Source organism: Salinigranum marinum, assembly GCF_024228675.1.
Taxonomy (GTDB): Archaea; Halobacteriota; Halobacteria; order Halobacteriales; family Haloferacaceae; genus Salinigranum; species Salinigranum marinum.
Genome location: NZ_CP100461.1, coordinates 2,742,010 through 2,757,316 on the forward strand (window position 1 = coordinate 2,742,010; position 15,307 = coordinate 2,757,316).

At 68.3% G+C, this 15,307-nt stretch carries 17 protein-coding genes; 8 read left to right on the plus strand and 9 right to left on the minus strand.

What is annotated here, in order from left to right:
* Positions 1-49: 49 nt before the first annotated feature.
* A complete protein-coding gene (locus tag NKJ07_RS13600) occupies positions 50-505 on the minus strand; it encodes a DUF4112 domain-containing protein (protein WP_318567354.1) in 456 nt (151 codons plus the stop codon).
* A gap of 142 nt (positions 506-647) precedes the next feature.
* On the opposite strand from NKJ07_RS13600, the gene NKJ07_RS13605 reads away from it, so the two are divergent.
* Complete coding sequence (locus NKJ07_RS13605) at positions 648-1,490, plus strand: polyprenyl synthetase family protein (protein ID WP_318567355.1); 843 nt, start codon at positions 648-650, stop codon at positions 1,488-1,490.
* Between the two features lie 19 nt (positions 1,491-1,509).
* Here NKJ07_RS13605 and NKJ07_RS13610 read toward each other — a convergent pair whose 3' ends face one another.
* Both NKJ07_RS13610 and NKJ07_RS13615 read right to left on the minus strand, forming a co-directional pair.
* Positions 1,510-2,415, minus strand: coding sequence for a CHAD domain-containing protein (locus NKJ07_RS13610; protein ID WP_318567356.1), 906 nt, complete (start codon positions 2,413-2,415; stop codon positions 1,510-1,512).
* Between the two features lie 92 nt (positions 2,416-2,507).
* Positions 2,508-3,632 (minus strand): DUF373 family protein, encoded by a 1,125-nt coding sequence (locus tag NKJ07_RS13615; RefSeq protein WP_318567357.1) that lies wholly within the window; start codon positions 3,630-3,632, stop codon positions 2,508-2,510.
* Positions 3,633-3,819: 187 nt separating this feature from the next.
* Between NKJ07_RS13615 and NKJ07_RS13620 the strand changes: the two genes are divergently transcribed.
* A complete protein-coding gene (locus NKJ07_RS13620; RefSeq protein WP_318567358.1) occupies positions 3,820-4,815 on the plus strand; it encodes a radical SAM protein in 996 nt (331 codons plus the stop codon).
* 134 nt (positions 4,816-4,949) lie between these two features.
* Here the strand turns inward: NKJ07_RS13620 and NKJ07_RS13625 are convergent, their stop codons facing one another.
* The 4 genes from NKJ07_RS13625 to NKJ07_RS13640 form a co-directional block, all read right to left on the minus strand.
* Positions 4,950-6,368 (minus strand): hypothetical protein, encoded by a 1,419-nt coding sequence (locus NKJ07_RS13625; protein WP_318567359.1) that lies wholly within the window; start codon positions 6,366-6,368, stop codon positions 4,950-4,952.
* A 191-nt stretch (positions 6,369-6,559) separates the two neighbouring features.
* A complete protein-coding gene (locus NKJ07_RS13630) occupies positions 6,560-7,057 on the minus strand; it encodes a hypothetical protein (protein ID WP_318567360.1) in 498 nt (165 codons plus the stop codon).
* A 400-nt stretch (positions 7,058-7,457) separates the two neighbouring features.
* Entirely contained in the window at positions 7,458-8,171 is a 714-nt protein-coding gene (locus NKJ07_RS13635; RefSeq protein WP_318567361.1) for a hypothetical protein, read from the minus strand.
* Between the two features lie 115 nt (positions 8,172-8,286).
* Positions 8,287-8,436: a DUF7837 family putative zinc-binding protein gene (locus tag NKJ07_RS13640; protein WP_318567362.1), complete on the minus strand. Its 150-nt coding sequence runs from the start codon at positions 8,434-8,436 to the stop codon at positions 8,287-8,289.
* 300 nt (positions 8,437-8,736) lie between these two features.
* On the opposite strand from NKJ07_RS13640, the gene NKJ07_RS13645 reads away from it, so the two are divergent.
* Both NKJ07_RS13645 and NKJ07_RS13650 read left to right on the plus strand, forming a co-directional pair.
* A complete protein-coding gene (locus NKJ07_RS13645; protein WP_318567363.1) occupies positions 8,737-9,183 on the plus strand; it encodes a TRAM domain-containing protein in 447 nt (148 codons plus the stop codon).
* 66 nt (positions 9,184-9,249) lie between these two features.
* A complete protein-coding gene (locus NKJ07_RS13650) occupies positions 9,250-9,777 on the plus strand; it encodes a Tfx family DNA-binding protein (RefSeq protein ID WP_318567364.1) in 528 nt (175 codons plus the stop codon).
* Positions 9,778-9,825: 48 nt separating this feature from the next.
* Here NKJ07_RS13650 and NKJ07_RS13655 read toward each other — a convergent pair whose 3' ends face one another.
* Positions 9,826-10,881, minus strand: coding sequence for a mannose-1-phosphate guanylyltransferase (locus NKJ07_RS13655; RefSeq protein ID WP_318567365.1), 1,056 nt, complete (start codon positions 10,879-10,881; stop codon positions 9,826-9,828).
* Entirely contained in the window at positions 10,878-11,177 is a 300-nt protein-coding gene (locus NKJ07_RS13660) for a DUF7091 family protein (RefSeq protein WP_318567366.1), read from the minus strand. The genes NKJ07_RS13655 and NKJ07_RS13660 overlap by 4 nt, the downstream gene beginning before the upstream one ends.
* Before the next feature lie 263 nt (positions 11,178-11,440).
* Between NKJ07_RS13660 and NKJ07_RS13665 the strand changes: the two genes are divergently transcribed.
* From NKJ07_RS13665 to NKJ07_RS13680, 4 genes are all read left to right on the plus strand, one after another.
* Positions 11,441-12,475 carry a PPC domain-containing protein gene (locus NKJ07_RS13665; protein WP_318567367.1) on the plus strand — a complete coding sequence of 345 codons (1,035 nt, stop codon included), beginning with the start codon at positions 11,441-11,443 and terminating at the stop codon, positions 12,473-12,475.
* A 281-nt stretch (positions 12,476-12,756) separates the two neighbouring features.
* Positions 12,757-13,545, plus strand: coding sequence for an endonuclease/exonuclease/phosphatase family protein (locus tag NKJ07_RS13670; protein ID WP_318567368.1), 789 nt, complete (start codon positions 12,757-12,759; stop codon positions 13,543-13,545).
* 120 nt (positions 13,546-13,665) lie between these two features.
* Positions 13,666-14,601 carry a replication factor A gene (locus NKJ07_RS13675; RefSeq protein WP_318567369.1) on the plus strand — a complete coding sequence of 312 codons (936 nt, stop codon included), beginning with the start codon at positions 13,666-13,668 and terminating at the stop codon, positions 14,599-14,601.
* A gap of 1 nt (position 14,602) precedes the next feature.
* Complete coding sequence (locus tag NKJ07_RS13680) at positions 14,603-15,205, plus strand: RPA family protein (protein WP_318567370.1); 603 nt, start codon at positions 14,603-14,605, stop codon at positions 15,203-15,205.
* Positions 15,206-15,307 lie beyond the last annotated feature (102 nt).

Sequence of the window (15,307 nt, forward strand, 5' to 3'; positions counted from 1 at the left end):
GAGGAGTTCGAGTAGCGTCCGGTTCGAGGTGGGACTTCCGGTACGGGGCTCAGTCGACCTCGATGGTGATGGGCTTCGCCGCGTCCTCGTCGAACGCGTCGTCGGTAGTGGCATCGGTCAGCGCGTCGAGCGCCAGTTCGAAGTTCCTGACGTTGGCCTTCCAGACGGCGTCGAAGAGGACGCCGACGACGGGGACGGAGCCGACCGCGACGTCGATCGCGACGTTCGCGAGCATCCGGAGCAGCGTGGTGAACGGGACGCCGAGCCGCGCCGACTCGGCGACGACGTACAGCGAGAGGCCCGCAGCGACGGCGTCGCCAGCGCCGGGGAGCGCCCCGAGGACGGGGTCGAGGCCGACGCGGAAGTCGGTCCCCGGGAGACGGACGCGCTCGTCGAGCAGCCGGCTCACGAACCGCATCCGTCGGACTGCCGCCTCGTCGACCGTCGGCGGGAGATCGACGTCTCCGTGGAACTCGTCGTCGAAGTCGGTGGAGCGGTCGTCCATACGTCACAAGGACGCGCCGGTCGGAAAAAGCTGGTCGTGCACGCACGAGTCACGACGGGCCGCCGGACGGGCCGCCGCGGCAGACGGGTGACAGTTCCCGCGTTCCGTTACCTACTTGCCCACGCCGTCCTGAGAGCCGCCAATGGAGTACCTGGAGCGCCGGGTCGCGCTGGTGAACGACCGGCTGGAGGAGGTCGTCGAGTCGGTCGACCCCGCGGAGCTGTCGGCGGAGCTCGATCACGTGGCGCTCTCGGGTGGCAAACGCGTCAGACCGGCCGTGACGGTGCTCTCCTGCGAGGCGGTCGGCGGGGCACCCGCGGACGCGGTCGACTTCGCGGTCGCCGTCGAACTCGTCCACAACGCCTCGCTGGTCATCGACGACATCATCGACCGCTCGGGAGTCAGGCGCGGAACGGCGAGCGCGTGGGCCGAGTACGGCTACGGCCCGGCCATCATCTGCTCGGACGGCCTCCTGGGGGAGGCGTTCGCCCTCCTGTCGGTCGACGACCAGGCGACACAGATCGTCGCCGAATCGATGGTCGAGTTGAGCGAGGGCGAGGCGACGGAACTCGTCGCCCGCCCCACGACCGACGAGGAGTACATGGAACTCGCGCGACGGAAGACGGGCGCGCTGTTCCGCGCGGCCGCCGAACTCGGCGTCGTCGCCGCCGATGGCGACCCGATGACGGTCGAATCGTTCGGGGAGTACGCCGAGCGCGTCGGCGTCGCCTTCCAGATCCGCGACGACGTCCTCGACGCCACCGCGGACGCCGACGAACTCGGCAAGCCGACCGGACAGGACGAGGCGATGGACCGCCCCTCGCTGGTGCAGGTGACCGACATCGAACCCGCGGCGGCGAACGGACGGGCCCGCGCGGAGGCCGACCGCGCGCTCGCGGCGCTCGACAGCGCCGACCTCGACGAGACGGCGGCGCTGGGCTATCTGCGGGATCTCGCTGAGTTCGTCGTGGTGCGGGAGCGATAGGCCGTCGACTGGCGACGACTCACGACTCCGTGTCGTACGCTACCGTCGCCCGCCAGTACCCCTCCAGTCGGGCGACCAGCGCGTCGGGTTCTTCGACGAACAGCCGCTCGCCGATCGGACGCGCCGCCCGGCGGAGTTCGGCCCGGCGGCCGGTGATCGTTCGGTCGAGCGTCTCGCGCGTCTCGGCGTCGAACAGCTCCTCCTCGTGCAGGGTCTCGCGGAAGACGGCGAGGTCGTGCTCGTCGCCCGTGAGATCCGACAGCCGCTTCAGTTCGTTCCGACGGGCCCTCATCGGCTTCTCCCAGACGGGTCTGAGCAGGTAGCAGTGGTAGCGGTGGTACTTGACGCGCTTGCGCCACTCGTGGAACGCCTCGGTCGTTGGATCGGCGTACGCGTCGGCCAGCCGGTCTCTCCCCCGGCGGTAGGACTTTCGGAGGCCGCCGGCGACGGCGTCGAAGCCGTCGGTGGCGAGCGGGAACGAGTCGATCCGCTCGCTCCCGCGCCGGAGGTCCCGTCCGACGGCGTCCAGCCGCGCGTCGAGGTCCATCTCGGCGGCGAGCGTGTCACGGCGGTCGAGGAGCGTCTCGCGGACGGCGTCGAGGCGGTCGCTGTCGAGCCGTTCGTCCGCCTCGACCGCGGGAACGACGTGGTCGTCGAACGTCTCGAGAAGCGCCTGCGCGTCCCGGATCCGCGAGAGCCGACGGGCGGCGTCGCGGTAGTGGGCGTTCTCCTCGCTGTACGTCGGGAGCACGCCGCGGACGAGCCGGAGCGTCGCACGGACCTCCTTGCACCGCTTTCGGACCTCGTGGACCGCCTCGTGGGGCGCTTCTTCGGCGAGGTGGTCGAGGCCGTCGTCGACCAGCGATCGGACGATTCGCTTCGTCTCCGCCGGGACGGGTTCGTGCGGATCGAGCGTGTAGTCCATGCCCACGGGTTCTCGTGGTGAGCGAAAAAAGTCGTTCGGCCGGCCCTGGTCGGGCCCCGCGTCCCGATCGGTCGGTGGGGGTACGACCCGCCTCACGCAGACGCGTCCGTCTCGACACCGGTGGGAAAGCGCGACTCCGCGACGGCGAACGCGAGCGTGCTCAACACCCCGAGCAAGGTGCCGACGGTGAGCGCGACGGCGAGATCGGTCAGCGAGAGCGTGGAGACGCCCGCCGCGGTCGGGAGGAAGAAGCCCGAGACGGCGTGGAGGACGACCGCGATGGCGATCACGTAGAAGGGGGCGTTGAGGTAGCGCCACTTGAAGCGGTCGGCGAGGTACTCGTCGGTGACCTGTCCGAGCGAGGAGGTGACGCCGGCGGCCGCGAACCACTGGACTGCACCGTGGACGAGCGCCGCGAGGACGACGCCGGCACCGAGGCGTCCCGGGACGGCCGCGTCGACGGTCCGGAGGAGTTCGACGCCGCGCACGCCGCCGACGGTCATGAGCGCCGCGGCGACCACGTACGTGATGAGCGTCACGCGGCCGGCGTACAGGAGGTTACGCCCGCGTTCGGCGACATCGTCGAGGACCGTCTCGAGGCCCAACCCCCGAAAGAGCGAGTACAGCCCCAACAGCGCGGAGATGAGCCCCAGCACGACGGCACCCGGGACGTCGAAGTACGACGCGATGGTGACGAACGGGTAGATCAGGAGCAAGATCCCGAGCGGGACGAGGATCGTCCCCCTGGTTTCGGGGTCGTCGAGCACCTGCTTCATCGTGTAGTACATCGATTCGAGGTCCTGGGCCTGCCGGACGACGACCCGGCGAACCCCGTCGATCGGCACCCGCGAGCGGATGACCGGGAGGACCGACTCGTCCTGTGCGCCGTCGGTGATGACGATGGCACGGACGTTCTCGCCGGTCTGGAGCGAGGCGAGCACCGTGTCGATCTCCTCGCCGATGGCGCGGTTGGCTTTCACGTCCGAACCGTCGACACCCGTGACGGCGGCGACTTCCACCTCTTCGCCGCCCTCGGCGAAGAGGTCATCGTAGGTGTGGATCCCCTGGAACAGCACGTTGATGTCGGAGTCCTCCGGATCGGCGGTGGCCAGGGCGACCGCGCTCTCCTCGACGGCCGCACGCCCGACGACCGGCGTGTCGAAGCCGGTCTTTCGGCCGAGGTCGTCGTCGAGGTCGACACAGAGGACCAACAGCATCGGCAAACGGTACGTCGTCGTCGTATATCTGTTTTCGGGACGAGGGCGAAATCGACAGCCGGTGGCCGGACGCGGGCGCGCAGGTCGACGGCGTCTTGGGTGTCGCGTTCCCGTGGGACGCGCTCGTCGGCCGAGCGGTGCAAGTCGCACGGTTTTTGACGCTCCACGGGTCTAGGGAAAGTACCGAATGATCTCGAAGGGCTGCGAACAGTGCGCCAAAGGCGGGAAGATGGTACTGTTCGTCTACGGCTACTGCGACCAGCGCGACTGTTTTTACTGTCCCCTGGGTGAGAACCGCAAGAACGTCACGCAGGTGTACGCGAACGAGCGAGCCGTCGAGTCCGACGCGGACGTGATCGAAGAGGCCAGACGGATGGACGCGCTCGGGACGTCGATCACGGGCGGCGAACCACAGGAGGCGCTCGACCGGACCTGTCACTACCTCTCGCTTCTCAAAGACGAGTTCGGCGAGGACCACCACACGCACCTGTACACGGGGATCACCGGCGGGCGCGAGAACATGCGCCGACTCGCGGAGGCGGGGCTCGACGAGATCCGCTTTCATCCACCCCTAGAGCAGTGGGGGGACCTCCACGGGACGGAGTGGGAGGAGATCCTCTACGTCGCCCGCGAGGAGGGGCTCACCCCGGCGTTCGAGATCCCGGGCATCCGGGCGGAACCCGAGTTCCTCGAGTTCCTCGACGAGGGTGCGGCCGACTTCTGTAACGTCAACGAGTTCGAGATGTCCGACGGCAACTTCCGACGGATGCAAGAGGAGGGGTTCGAGCTCCGCGACGGACACATGAGCGCCGTCGAGTCCCCGAAAGAGGAGATCCTCGACGTGATGGGGAGCCACGACAGGGTGTACTTCTGTACCTCCGTATTCAAAGACGCCGCCCAGCACCGCCGCCGGCTCAAACGGATGGCCCGCAACCTCCGCCGGCCGTTCGACGACGTGACCGACGACGGCACCCTCGTCTACGGGAAGACGTGGGTCACGCCCGAGGAACTGGAGGCGCTCGGCGTCCCCGAGGAGTTCTACACGGTGAAGTCCGAACACGTCGAGGTGGCCTGGTGGCTCCTCGAGGAGATGATCGAGGCGGGCGACGTCCCCGAGGGCGAGATCGTCGAGCAGTACCCGACCGTCGACGGCACTGTCGTGGAACGAACCCCGCTGGCGTGAGAACGGTGCGTTTTGATCCAGGTTTTGCGCGAGTGACCGAGCGAAGCGAGCGAACGAGCCGAAAAGCTGGGAGCGAACGAGCCGAAAAGCGGGGATGCCGCTGGCGTCGGTCGACGACCGGCGCTCGTCGAGCGTCAGTCGCGCTCGTCGGGGAGTGGTGTCGCCGTCGAAGCGTTCGTCGCGGCCGGCGTCGACGGTGTCGGTGTCGGTGGCGGCGTCGCAGTCGTCGGCTGTGCCCCATCGATCCACACCGGTGGGCTGACCATCGTCGACCCTACCCGGCCATAGGTCCACTCGAAGCGGAGCCGGTAGCTCCCTTCGACGGTGACCACGGAGAACTCGACCGTCGCCCGGTAGACGAACCCGTCGTCGCCGATGGTCGCGACGAAGCTGTAGTTGTACACCCGGTCGCGGTCGAAGCCCGACGGCAGCCCCTCGCCTTCGAGCCGGTAACGCACCGTGTTTCCGACCCGGGTTCGGTCCGTGACGTCCGTGACCGGCGTCGCGAGGTAGCGCGTGACGAGCGTCTCGCGGAGCGACCGGGGATCGGGCGGGACCGAGAGGTTGGTCGTGGTGCCGTCGATCCGGTGGACCGTCGTCTCGTCAGCGGGGTCGGCGACGTACCAGTCGGTGCCGTCGTAGTAGACGGCCCGGACGACCCGTCGCTCGTCGCCCCGTTCGAGGCTCTCGCTGACGGAGTACTCCGCGCCGTCGACGGCGATGTCGGTGTCCCGCTGTATCCGGGGCGCGTCGGGGTCGCCGTTGAACGGCCGGTAGGTGTCGATCCAGAGCGTGTACGACCGGTTGCCGAGCGCGCGGTCGTGGGCGGCCGCGAGTGCGGTCAGGTTCGTCACCCCCTCGCCTCCGATGCCCGGAAGGCCCGAGAGCGTCCGGACCTCGTCGCGGTCGTCCGCTCCGGTTGCACGGTCGCCGGGCGGTGTCGCGTCGTCCACCCGCTCGGTTGCAGTCGCGCCCGCCGTCGCGTCGGCGGTGCCGTCGGTCGCGCCGCCCGCACCGCCGAGACCGTCGGCGGTGGAGCCGTCGAGAACGACGCCGGTTGTGAGACCGACGAGCGCGAGAAGCGCGACGACCGCCGCCAGGCTGGCTGACGACCGAGCTTCGACGCGCGAGGCGTGTGCCCGGACGCGGGCGCGGAGCGGGGGCTGGAGGGTTGCGGGAGGGCTTCCGAGGTGCCGTTCACAGAGCGCCTCGGCGTCCGCGGGGGCGACCGCGTACCGGAGCATCTCACGGAGGTCCGCGGCGGTCAGGACGCGAGCGTCGTGCGTCTCCGCGAGCGCCGCGGCGGCCTCGCCCCCGCGGGGGGCGACGACGACGTCGACCGAACGGGACGGTGGCGACGGCGCGCGGAGGCGGCCACCGACGGCGGGAAAGAGCACGACCGGGTCGCCGCGGCGGGTCGCGACCACGACGTCGCCGTCGACGCGCGTCTCGAAGCCGCGGGCGACCCACAGGTCGGCGACGAACGCCCGGCAGTCCCGCGGGTCGAGTCGTGCGAGGTGGTGGTCGACGGCGGTCTCCCTCCACCGGGTCACGACGGGCCCGCCCTGGCGCGGTGTCGGAGGTGTGAGCGCGAACCGGGCGTCCCGGTCGTCGACGGGACCGCGGCCGACGGTGCTGTCCGTGTCATCCGACCGTCCCTAACGGAAGCGGACGACATAGACGCTTCCCTCGGCCGACACGTGGCAGCGAAGAGGGACGAGTCGGTGCTGGGGTGACGGCACCCTCAGAGCCCGACGGTCCGTGCGACGAGTAACGCGAGCATCGCGCCGCCGACGAGCGTCGCGACGAGGCCGAACACCGAGACGACCAGCCCCTCGGCGGCGTGTCGGAGCGGCGACCCGCCGCTCGACGAGGAGACGGTGAACCCGCTGGGGTCCGTCCGCCCCGAGAGGACGACCGCCTCGCCGTGGTCGGTCGACGCACGGACGGCCTCGCCGACGACGTAGACGTCGTCGCCGGTGGCGGCGACGCCCTGCTCGAACCGGAGCGTCGTCTCGCCGGGCGTGTGTGGGAGTCCGCCGACTGAGTCGTCGTACGCCTGGATCTCTCGGGGGATGCCGTCGGTTCCGACGACCCGTGAGCGCGTCGGGAGGTCGATGTCCGGGGCCGGAATCGACCGGGTGGAGTGGTCCTCCCCGGTGGGAGGCCGGACGAGTACCTCGCCGGTGTCGTCTTCGACGCGGAACGGGCGCGTCCGGTAGTTCCAGTGGAAGCGGTCCACGGCGATTCGCCCTGGTTCGAACCGGGGTCCTCGCGGGCGACGGAGGTCGACACCACGACGCCGTCGACCCCCGAGAGGCTGTCGACGAACTCGTCGGTCGCGGGGCGGATCGTCCCGTCGACCGCGACGGAGCCACCGGGTGTGAGCGACGCCGTCTCGACCCGATCGACCTGCCACAGGCGGATAGCCGTTCCGAGCAGCCCGGCGGCTTTCCGGAGGACGAGCAGACCGACGATCGCGAACAGGCCACCGACCCCGAGGAGGACGGGCCATGGGCCGGAACTCACCATGCGTTCGTGCCGGGCCCGCGTCGAACGGTCGTCAGTCGGTGCATACGCCGTGAACGATTCCACAGGCGAAAATTCTTTTTCACCGACACGATACGGCGCGATCGTCCCGGTCAGACGCGCTCTGGCGCGGTGAGCGCGTAAAACAGCGTCGGTGCGGCCACGACGCAGAGCCCGACGAGGAGCCAGGCCTCCGGCGTACTGCCGCGAACGAGCCCGACGAGCGCGACGCCGACGCCCGTGACGGCACCGCCGGCGACGAACCGGCGACGGGTTCGGACGGAGAGTCGTGCGCCACTGCCCCGGGCGTACACCGCCCCGGCGAGGAAGGTGAGCAGCGCGGTCGCGGCGGCGAACACCGCACCGCCAACGAGCAGTCCGTATCCGAGCACGGCGACGGCGACGACGGTCGTGGCGGCGACGGTCCCGATTGGCGAGAGCGGGTTGACGCGGTCGGCTCGCTCGCCGTAGCGGACGTGGTACGCGGCGGGCGGGAGAACGACGGTCGCCCCGAGCACCAGCGCGTACGGGAGGTCAGCCGTGAGACGACCGGGGAGCGCCGCGACGAGCGCGCTCCCGGCGAGGACGACGCCGACGACGGCGGCGGTGACGGACGTGACGCGCGGCGGGAGGACGCCCGTCGGGTCGTCGGAGTGGGTGACCGCGTAGGCGGTGAACGGGTAGAGGATGACGACCGCAGTCAGGAGCGACCGGACGACGTCACCCGTGAGAACGACGCCGGCGACGAGCGCGGACAGCGAGAGGAACGCCCCGGTGACGAGCGCGAACTCCGGGACGTGGCGGTTCGTACCGGGCGGGTGTGCCATGTCCGGGGTTGGAAAGGCGGGGACAAATGGGTTCCGCCAGCGGTGGGGAGGGCGCGGCCATCGGCTGGGCTACTCCCATCGTGTATCGTGGTCGGACCGGGCGAGCGCCCACGACTCACTCCGGGCGGACGACCGCCTCACACGAGGGACATTCGGCGAAGATCCCCACACCGTCGTCCCGTTCGTACTCGATGAGCGTCCAGCCGGCCGGGATGGACTGTCCGCACTCCGGACAGCGACCGAGCGGGGACGAGTTCGTACTCATAGGCTGTGAGGGTGCGTGCAGCGAGAGCGCGGGCTGACGATCGGTCCCACTCCACGTGTGTGGGTCGGACTCCCCCGAGGTGCCATGCTCGCTCAATTTCCCCCGTCAAACATGACACGGCGAACGCAGATAACGTTTGTTCCTCCAGACACTGAGCGAGACGGACTGGTCTGGCCCCCACGCCGTCCGCCGCGTGGCGATCGGCGACCGTCGCGCGTGGAGAGAGACGGCGTCGGACCCGAGAACGGCGAGGAAACGCGGGGCGCAAGCGTTTAGAGCGCCCCCCGAGTAGTCCACCACATGTCCGACTGCCCACTGGCGGACGAGTGTCCTCGGTTCTCCGAGCGAATCGCGGGGATGGGCTGTCAGTACTACGGCGACAAGGGGGGCGCCGAGTGGTGTGACAGCTACGACATGCCGATCTACGAACTCAAACAACAGCCCGTGAAAGCCGGCGAGGAGGTCGAGATCGAGGTCACGGACATCCACGAGAGCGGCGCGGGCGTCGGCCGGACGGACGACGGCTTCATCGTCCTCGTCGACGGGCTGTTGCCCGACTGCCGTGCGATCGTCCGCATCGATCGGGTGAAGTCGAACCACGCAACGGCGAAGGAGGTCGTCGAGAAACTGCCGTTCGATCCCGAGGAGGAAGAGGGGGACTCGCCGCCCGACGAGCGCGGCGGTCGCCGGAGCGAGCGAAGTCGCCCGGAGGCGCTCGGGAGCCGAGACAACTTCTGGGGCCAGTAACTCCCGTCGAGTCGCGACGGGCAGTCGACGCGCTGTTTTTTTCTCGCCCGGCCTGCAGTATCCGGTATGGACGACACGGACGCCTCGGACGCCGACGCCGAGACGAGCCACGACGGCGACGACGGGGGCGACGTGAACATCGACGCACTCCTCGATCGAGCGGGGTTCGACCCAGAGACGAACGTGCTGACGCGCCGGCAGGCCGAGGTACTGGTGCTCCGCGAGCGGAGCGTCCGCCAGGCGACCATCGCCGACCGCATCGAGACGTCACGCGCGAACGTGTCGAGCATCGAAGCGAGCGCGCGAGCCAACATCGAGAAGGCCCGCGAGACGATCGCGTTCGCCGAGGCGCTGTCGGCCCCCGTCACGGTCGAGGTCGACGTCGGCACGGATCTGTACGACGTACCGAAACTCGTCTACGACGCCTGTGACGAGGCGGGCGTGAAGGTGAACTACACCGCGCCGGACCTGATGAAGATCGTGAGCGACGCCGCCGACGAGGCGGTCCAGGGCAGGGAGGTTTGCGAGTCCCTCCTCGTCGGGGTCACGAGCGACGGGAACGTCCGAGTTCGGCGGTCGACGGCGGACCAGTAGACGGGCCCAGACGGGGCCAGTGTGAACCGCGCCGGGGGTCGGATCGGATCAGAACCGACCGGCGTCCTGCAGGTTCGAGACGACCTCGCGGACGCGCTGGGCCTCGGCCTTCGGAACCACGAGCATGCGGTCGTCCCACGCGACCACCGCGAGTCCGTCGACGCCGACGAGCGAGATATGCGCGCCGTCGGAGACCACGACGTTCTCCCCGCTGTCGACGAACAGTGCACCCTCGGCGTCTCCCCCGCCGGCGTCCCCTGTCTGTGTGACGTTTCCGTCCTCGTCCGCCGGGAGCAACCGCGCCATCGCGTCCCACGAGCCCAGGTCGTCCCACGGGACGTCGAGTGCGACGACGGCCGCGTCGTCGACCCGCTCCATCACGGCGTAGTCGATGCTGGTCGGCTCGACGGCCGCGAAACCCTCCTCGACGCGGCCCTCGTCGAGCGCGTCGACGAGTGGCGCGAGCGGGGAGTCACGGGCGGCTTCCCGAAATGCCCGCGGCGTCCACGCGAACGTCCCCGCGTTCCACAGATACCCCTCGGCGACGTAGCGTTCGGCCGTCTCGGCGTCGGGTTTCTCGTGGAACGCGGCGAGTTCCGAGAACGCCCCGCGGTCGGTCCCGGGTTCGATGTAACCGTAGCCCGTATCCGGACGCGTCGGGTCGACGCCGAACGCGACGAGGCGGCCCTCCTCGTGGGCGACCCGCGCGCCGCGGCGCATCGTCGCCGCGAACGCCTCCCGGGAGCCGACGTGGTGGTCGCTCGGCAGGGAAAGCACGACGACGTCGTCGCCGTACTGCGCTTCGATCCGGTGGGTCGCGTACGCGAGCGCGGGTCCAGTGTCCTTGCCGGCGGGTTCGACGACCACCTCGTCGACGTCCGGGACGAGCTCGGAGACGTCGGCTTCGAGGCCCGGACGCGTGCTCACGACGACGTGGTCGGCGAAGTCGGCACGGGCGACCGTGCGTTCGAGCAACGTGGTCTCCCCCAAGAGCGGGAGGAACTGTTTCGGGCGTGTCGACCGCGAGGCGGGGTAGAGCCGGGAACCGGTCCCCCCGGCGAGGACGAGCGCGACGAGCGGCGGCGTCCCGGTCGCCTCGGTCACCACGTCTCGACGACCCCCTCGCGGACGTCCTCGGCACAGCCCTCGCAGTCGGCGTGGCCGGCCTCGAAGCAGTCGGGCCGGCCGGCGGCGTCGACGTCGACGGCGCGGCGCTCGGCGTGGCGGCGACAGACGAGCCGGGCGCGGCCCTCGTCGTCGGTCGGGAGGTCGAACTCCTCCCCCAGACGACCCTCGCGGTAGGCGCGCTTCGCCTCCGCGTAGCGCCGGCCGGCCCGCCGGAACGTGGTTCGGACGAACCGGTCGAAGCGGTCGTCACCGTCGCGGTCGGGATCGGTCATCTTCGATGTGACTGTCGCAGGGCGGCCACTTAGACGTTGACGGACTGCGGAGCGACGACCGGAACCGGTCGAAGAGACAGGCGTCTGAGAGGAGAGGACCGTCGACGAGCCGGTCGCGACGAGCGGATGAGAAGCCAACACTCGATGGATCACCCAACGTGTCAGCTTACTTTATAAGAATCTGTCAGTGAAAAATTGTCTCTCGGAAATCTGATAAATACTTATCACGCATAAGCGTGTGAGACCGCTTCGAGGGAATCCTCATGCAACGTAAAAAAACGTTCAACGGAATCCTCCGACGCTTTAGTGTAGCTACAGTGGTACTGTTGGTCGTTCTGAGCGTCCCGGTGGGGACCGCGCTAGCTGACTATCGAGAAATTGAGAATAACGGGTTCAAAAGTGAGACTGCGATAGAAGACGTTACCGATTTGAGACAGGTCCAGGGCCCGAACGGCGAAATACCAGAGAAACCTGAGAAGCCAGAGAAACCCGAAAAACCGGAGAAGCCAGAGAAGCCAGAGAAACCCGAGAAGCCAGAGAAACCTGAAAAACCGGAGAAGCCAGACAAGCCAGAGAAACCTGAAAAACCGGAGAAGCCAGACAAGCCAGAGAAACCCGAAAAACCGGAGAAGCCAGACAAGCCCGAGAAGCCAGAGAAACCCGAAAAACCGGAGAAGCCAGACAAGCCCGAGAAGCCAGAGAAACCCGAAAAACCGGAGAAACCTGAGAAGCCAGAGAAACCTGAAAAACCAGACAAGCCCGAGAAGCCAGAGAAGCCAGAGAAACCTGAAAAACCGGAGAAGCCAGACAAGCCCGAGAAGCCAGAGAAACCCGAAAAACCGGAGAAACCTGAGAAGCCAGAGAAACCTGAAAAACCAGACAAGCCAGAGAAGCCAGAGAAGCCAGAGAAACCTGAAAAACCTGAAAAACCAGACAAGCCCGAGAAGCCAGGAGAGGACGAGGGCGACGACTTCGATCAGGCGACGCCGATCACGCTCGGAGTCACACAGGAGGCCACACTCGAAGCGGGCGACGTCGACGTCTTCAGTGTCGATGCCACGGCCGGGACCGTGATCAGAGCCGAGTACGAGTACGACTTCCACGGCCCGGTGGACGTGACGGTGTACGGCCCGAACCGGCAGGTGATCGACTCGGAACGGATCAGTGGCGAGTCGTCCGGCGAACTAGTGCTGACCGCACCGAGGGACGGTACCTACTACCTCGAGGTGGCCGGGGTCCAGCAGTCGACCGGATCCTACGCCGTGACGCTGACCGAAGTGAGTTCGGCGGCAGCGTAGCCAACACCGAACCCATCGACGGCAATCCGACCGAATCGGAGACAAGTCGCGGGTCGGTGTTCGTCCCCACACCGTCGAGGGTCGGCCGCTCTGCGTCCAGTGCAGGGCTGGAACCGACGAGTAGACGACGGCCCACACTTCCGTTCCGTGTGTTCGACTGACGTTGTCGAGGAGTACGCCGCGGAGACGTGTGTGAGACCGTCCGGTGTTTCCCCGATAAGGGAGCGTTTGAAGTGATCCGCAGCCAATGGCGAGGTATGACGACGGGTCGGTGTCGGGTCATGACGTTCAACGTCCGCTACGACACTGCGGCCGACGGGGCGAACGCCTGGGAACACCGTCGAGCGATGGTCGCGAGCGTCGTCCGGTTTCACGCACCCGACATCGTCGGCCTGCAGGAGCCGCTGGCACACCAGTACGACTACCTCCGCGAGCGCCTTCCGGCGTACGCGTGGGAAGCGGCGGGACGGATCGACGGCGACGCCGAGGGGGAGCACTGTCCGCTCGGGCGGCGGCACGAGCGGGTGTCGGCCGAAGAACACGGCACCGTGTGGCTCTCCGAGACCCCCGACGTGCCGGGGAGTTCCTACCCGAGCGCCGGCAAGCCCCGGCTCGTGACGTGGTCGCGACTGCGGATCGACGGGGTCGAAGCAGTCGTCTGCAACACCCACTTCGACCACGAGAGCGATCGGGCCCGCGTGCGAAGCGCCCGACAGCTCAGGACCCTGGTTGGTCACCTCGGCGGCGCGGGTGAGGACGGGAGCCCGTCCCTCCCGGTGGTGGTGCTCGGCGACTTCAACTGCACGCCCGGCTCCGAGCCGTACCGCGTCCTGACCGAGCGGGACGGCGTTCGGGGACTACCACTCACGGACGCGATGAGCGTCTCGGACCACCCTCACCACGGGCCGACGAAGACGTTCGAGCGGTTCGACGGCGCGCCCGACCGCAAGATCGACCACGTGTTCGTCACCGGCGATATCGCGGTCAGACAACACGGCGTCCTCGCCGACCACTGGGACGGCCGCCCGCCGTCCGATCACCTCCCCGTGGTCGCCGAACTGGTGCTGTGAGTCCGTCGACGTCCGTCGGTCGGCCCGCGTCCGCTTCACTTCGCTCGCGCAAATTTTTATACCATCGGGAACCAACCGTCGTACGCCTCCCATTGAAAACGAAGCGGAGGCGAGTAAACCATGAGCGATTTGCGTACCCACGCCGAAGAGATCGTATCGCAGTTTTCAGACCATCTGGACCTCTCGGTCGACGAGGTTGAAGAACGGCTCGACAACCTCGTCAACGAGTACCGCGTGCCCGTCGAGGAGGCGCGCCGGAGCGTCACCAACAGCTACCTCGACGAGGCGGGCATGGAGCGCGACGACCTCGGTCGTGGCGGCTCGCAGGCCGTGCAGTTGGGAGATATCGACGCGGACGAACAGTGGGTCGACGTCACGGTCAAAGTCGTCGATCTCTGGGAGCCCCGCAGCGACTCCATCTCACAGGTCGGCCTGGTCGGCGACGAGTCCGGGACGAAGAAGTTCGTCGCTTTTACCACCTCCGACCTGCCCGAACTCGACGAGGGCGCCTCGTACACGCTCTCGAACGTCGTCACCGACGAGTACCAGGGCAACTTCTCGATCAAGCTCAACCGGACGACGACCATCACCGAACTCGACGAGGAGATCGAGGTCGGCGACGACACCAGCGAGGCCGAGGGCGCGCTGGTCGACATCCAGTCGGGATCCGGGTTGATCAAGCGCTGTCCCGAGGAGGACTGTACCCGCGTGCTCCAGAACGGCCGCTGTTCCGAACACGGCAACGTCGAGGGCGAGTTCGACCTCCGGATCAAGGGCGTTCTCGACGACGGCGCGGAGGTCCACGAAGTGATCTTCGGGCGCGAGACGACCGAGGAGTTGACCGGTGTCAGCTTAGAGGAAGCGAAACAGCGGGCGATGGACGCGCTCGACACGACCGTGGTCGCCGACGACATGCGCGCCGACGTCCTGGGTCGGTACTACCGGGTGAGCGGCCCGACGTTCGGTCGCTACCTGCTCGTCGACGACTTCGAACAGCTCTCCGCGCCCGCGGCCGCGGATGCGAGTGCCCTGCTGTCCGACGCGAGGTCGATCTGACATGAGCCAGTCCATCCCCACCCGCGAAGTCGCCCGGCGCGTCTTCGCGGGCGAGTTCAACGACGCCAGCTACACGTTCACCGAGAGCGACGACGAGCGCGCACCCGTCTACCTGCTCCTCCCCTCCGGGGAGCGGGCCAACCGAGTGTTCCTCGTCGGGACCCTCACCGAGAAGGAAGACATCGGGGACGACGCCGAGTACTGGCGCGGCCGGATCGTCGACCCGACAGGGACGTTCTTCGTCTACGCCGGGCAGTACCAGCCCGAAGCCGCCGCCGCGCTACGCGACCTCGACGCGCCGTCGTACGTCGCCATCGTCGGCAAGCCGCGGACGTACGAACCCGACGACGGCGACGGCGTCATCGTGAGCGTCCGGCCCGAGTCCATCACCGAAGTCGACGCCGCAACCCGGGACCGCTGGGTCGTCGAGACCGCCCAGCGCACCCTCGAACGGGTTCGGACGTTCGACGACGAGGGTAACCGCTACGCACAGATGGCCAAAGAGCGGTACGACCTCGCGGTCGAACAGTACCGTGAGGAGGCCATCGCGGCGCTACAGAGCCTCGACGAGACGGGCGAACTAGACGAGGCCCCGACGGCGTAACCGTCGGTGCCGGTTCGGGTTTTGTCATCCGACCGACCCTCGGCTAGCACCGCGTCCGCCGGCCGGCGACGGGACCGGTCGCGCCGAGGTCGTCGTGGGAAC

Coding starts and splice junctions, on each gene's coding strand:
- NKJ07_RS13600 (WP_318567354.1), bottom strand. CDS start 505: ATGGACGACCGCTCCACCGACTTCGACGACGAGTTCCACGGAGACGTC.
- NKJ07_RS13605 (WP_318567355.1), top strand. CDS start 648: ATGGAGTACCTGGAGCGCCGGGTCGCGCTGGTGAACGACCGGCTGGAG.
- NKJ07_RS13610 (WP_318567356.1), bottom strand. CDS start 2,415: ATGGACTACACGCTCGATCCGCACGAACCCGTCCCGGCGGAGACGAAG.
- NKJ07_RS13615 (WP_318567357.1), bottom strand. CDS start 3,632: ATGCTGTTGGTCCTCTGTGTCGACCTCGACGACGACCTCGGCCGAAAG.
- NKJ07_RS13620 (WP_318567358.1), top strand. CDS start 3,820: ATGATCTCGAAGGGCTGCGAACAGTGCGCCAAAGGCGGGAAGATGGTA.
- NKJ07_RS13635 (WP_318567361.1), bottom strand. CDS start 8,171: ATGGCACACCCGCCCGGTACGAACCGCCACGTCCCGGAGTTCGCGCTC.
- NKJ07_RS13640 (WP_318567362.1), bottom strand. CDS start 8,436: ATGAGTACGAACTCGTCCCCGCTCGGTCGCTGTCCGGAGTGCGGACAG.
- NKJ07_RS13645 (WP_318567363.1), top strand. CDS start 8,737: ATGTCCGACTGCCCACTGGCGGACGAGTGTCCTCGGTTCTCCGAGCGA.
- NKJ07_RS13650 (WP_318567364.1), top strand. CDS start 9,250: ATGGACGACACGGACGCCTCGGACGCCGACGCCGAGACGAGCCACGAC.
- NKJ07_RS13660 (WP_318567366.1), bottom strand. CDS start 11,177: ATGACCGATCCCGACCGCGACGGTGACGACCGCTTCGACCGGTTCGTC.
- NKJ07_RS13665 (WP_318567367.1), top strand. CDS start 11,441: ATGCAACGTAAAAAAACGTTCAACGGAATCCTCCGACGCTTTAGTGTA.
- NKJ07_RS13670 (WP_318567368.1), top strand. CDS start 12,757: ATGACGTTCAACGTCCGCTACGACACTGCGGCCGACGGGGCGAACGCC.
- NKJ07_RS13675 (WP_318567369.1), top strand. CDS start 13,666: ATGAGCGATTTGCGTACCCACGCCGAAGAGATCGTATCGCAGTTTTCA.
- NKJ07_RS13680 (WP_318567370.1), top strand. CDS start 14,603: ATGAGCCAGTCCATCCCCACCCGCGAAGTCGCCCGGCGCGTCTTCGCG.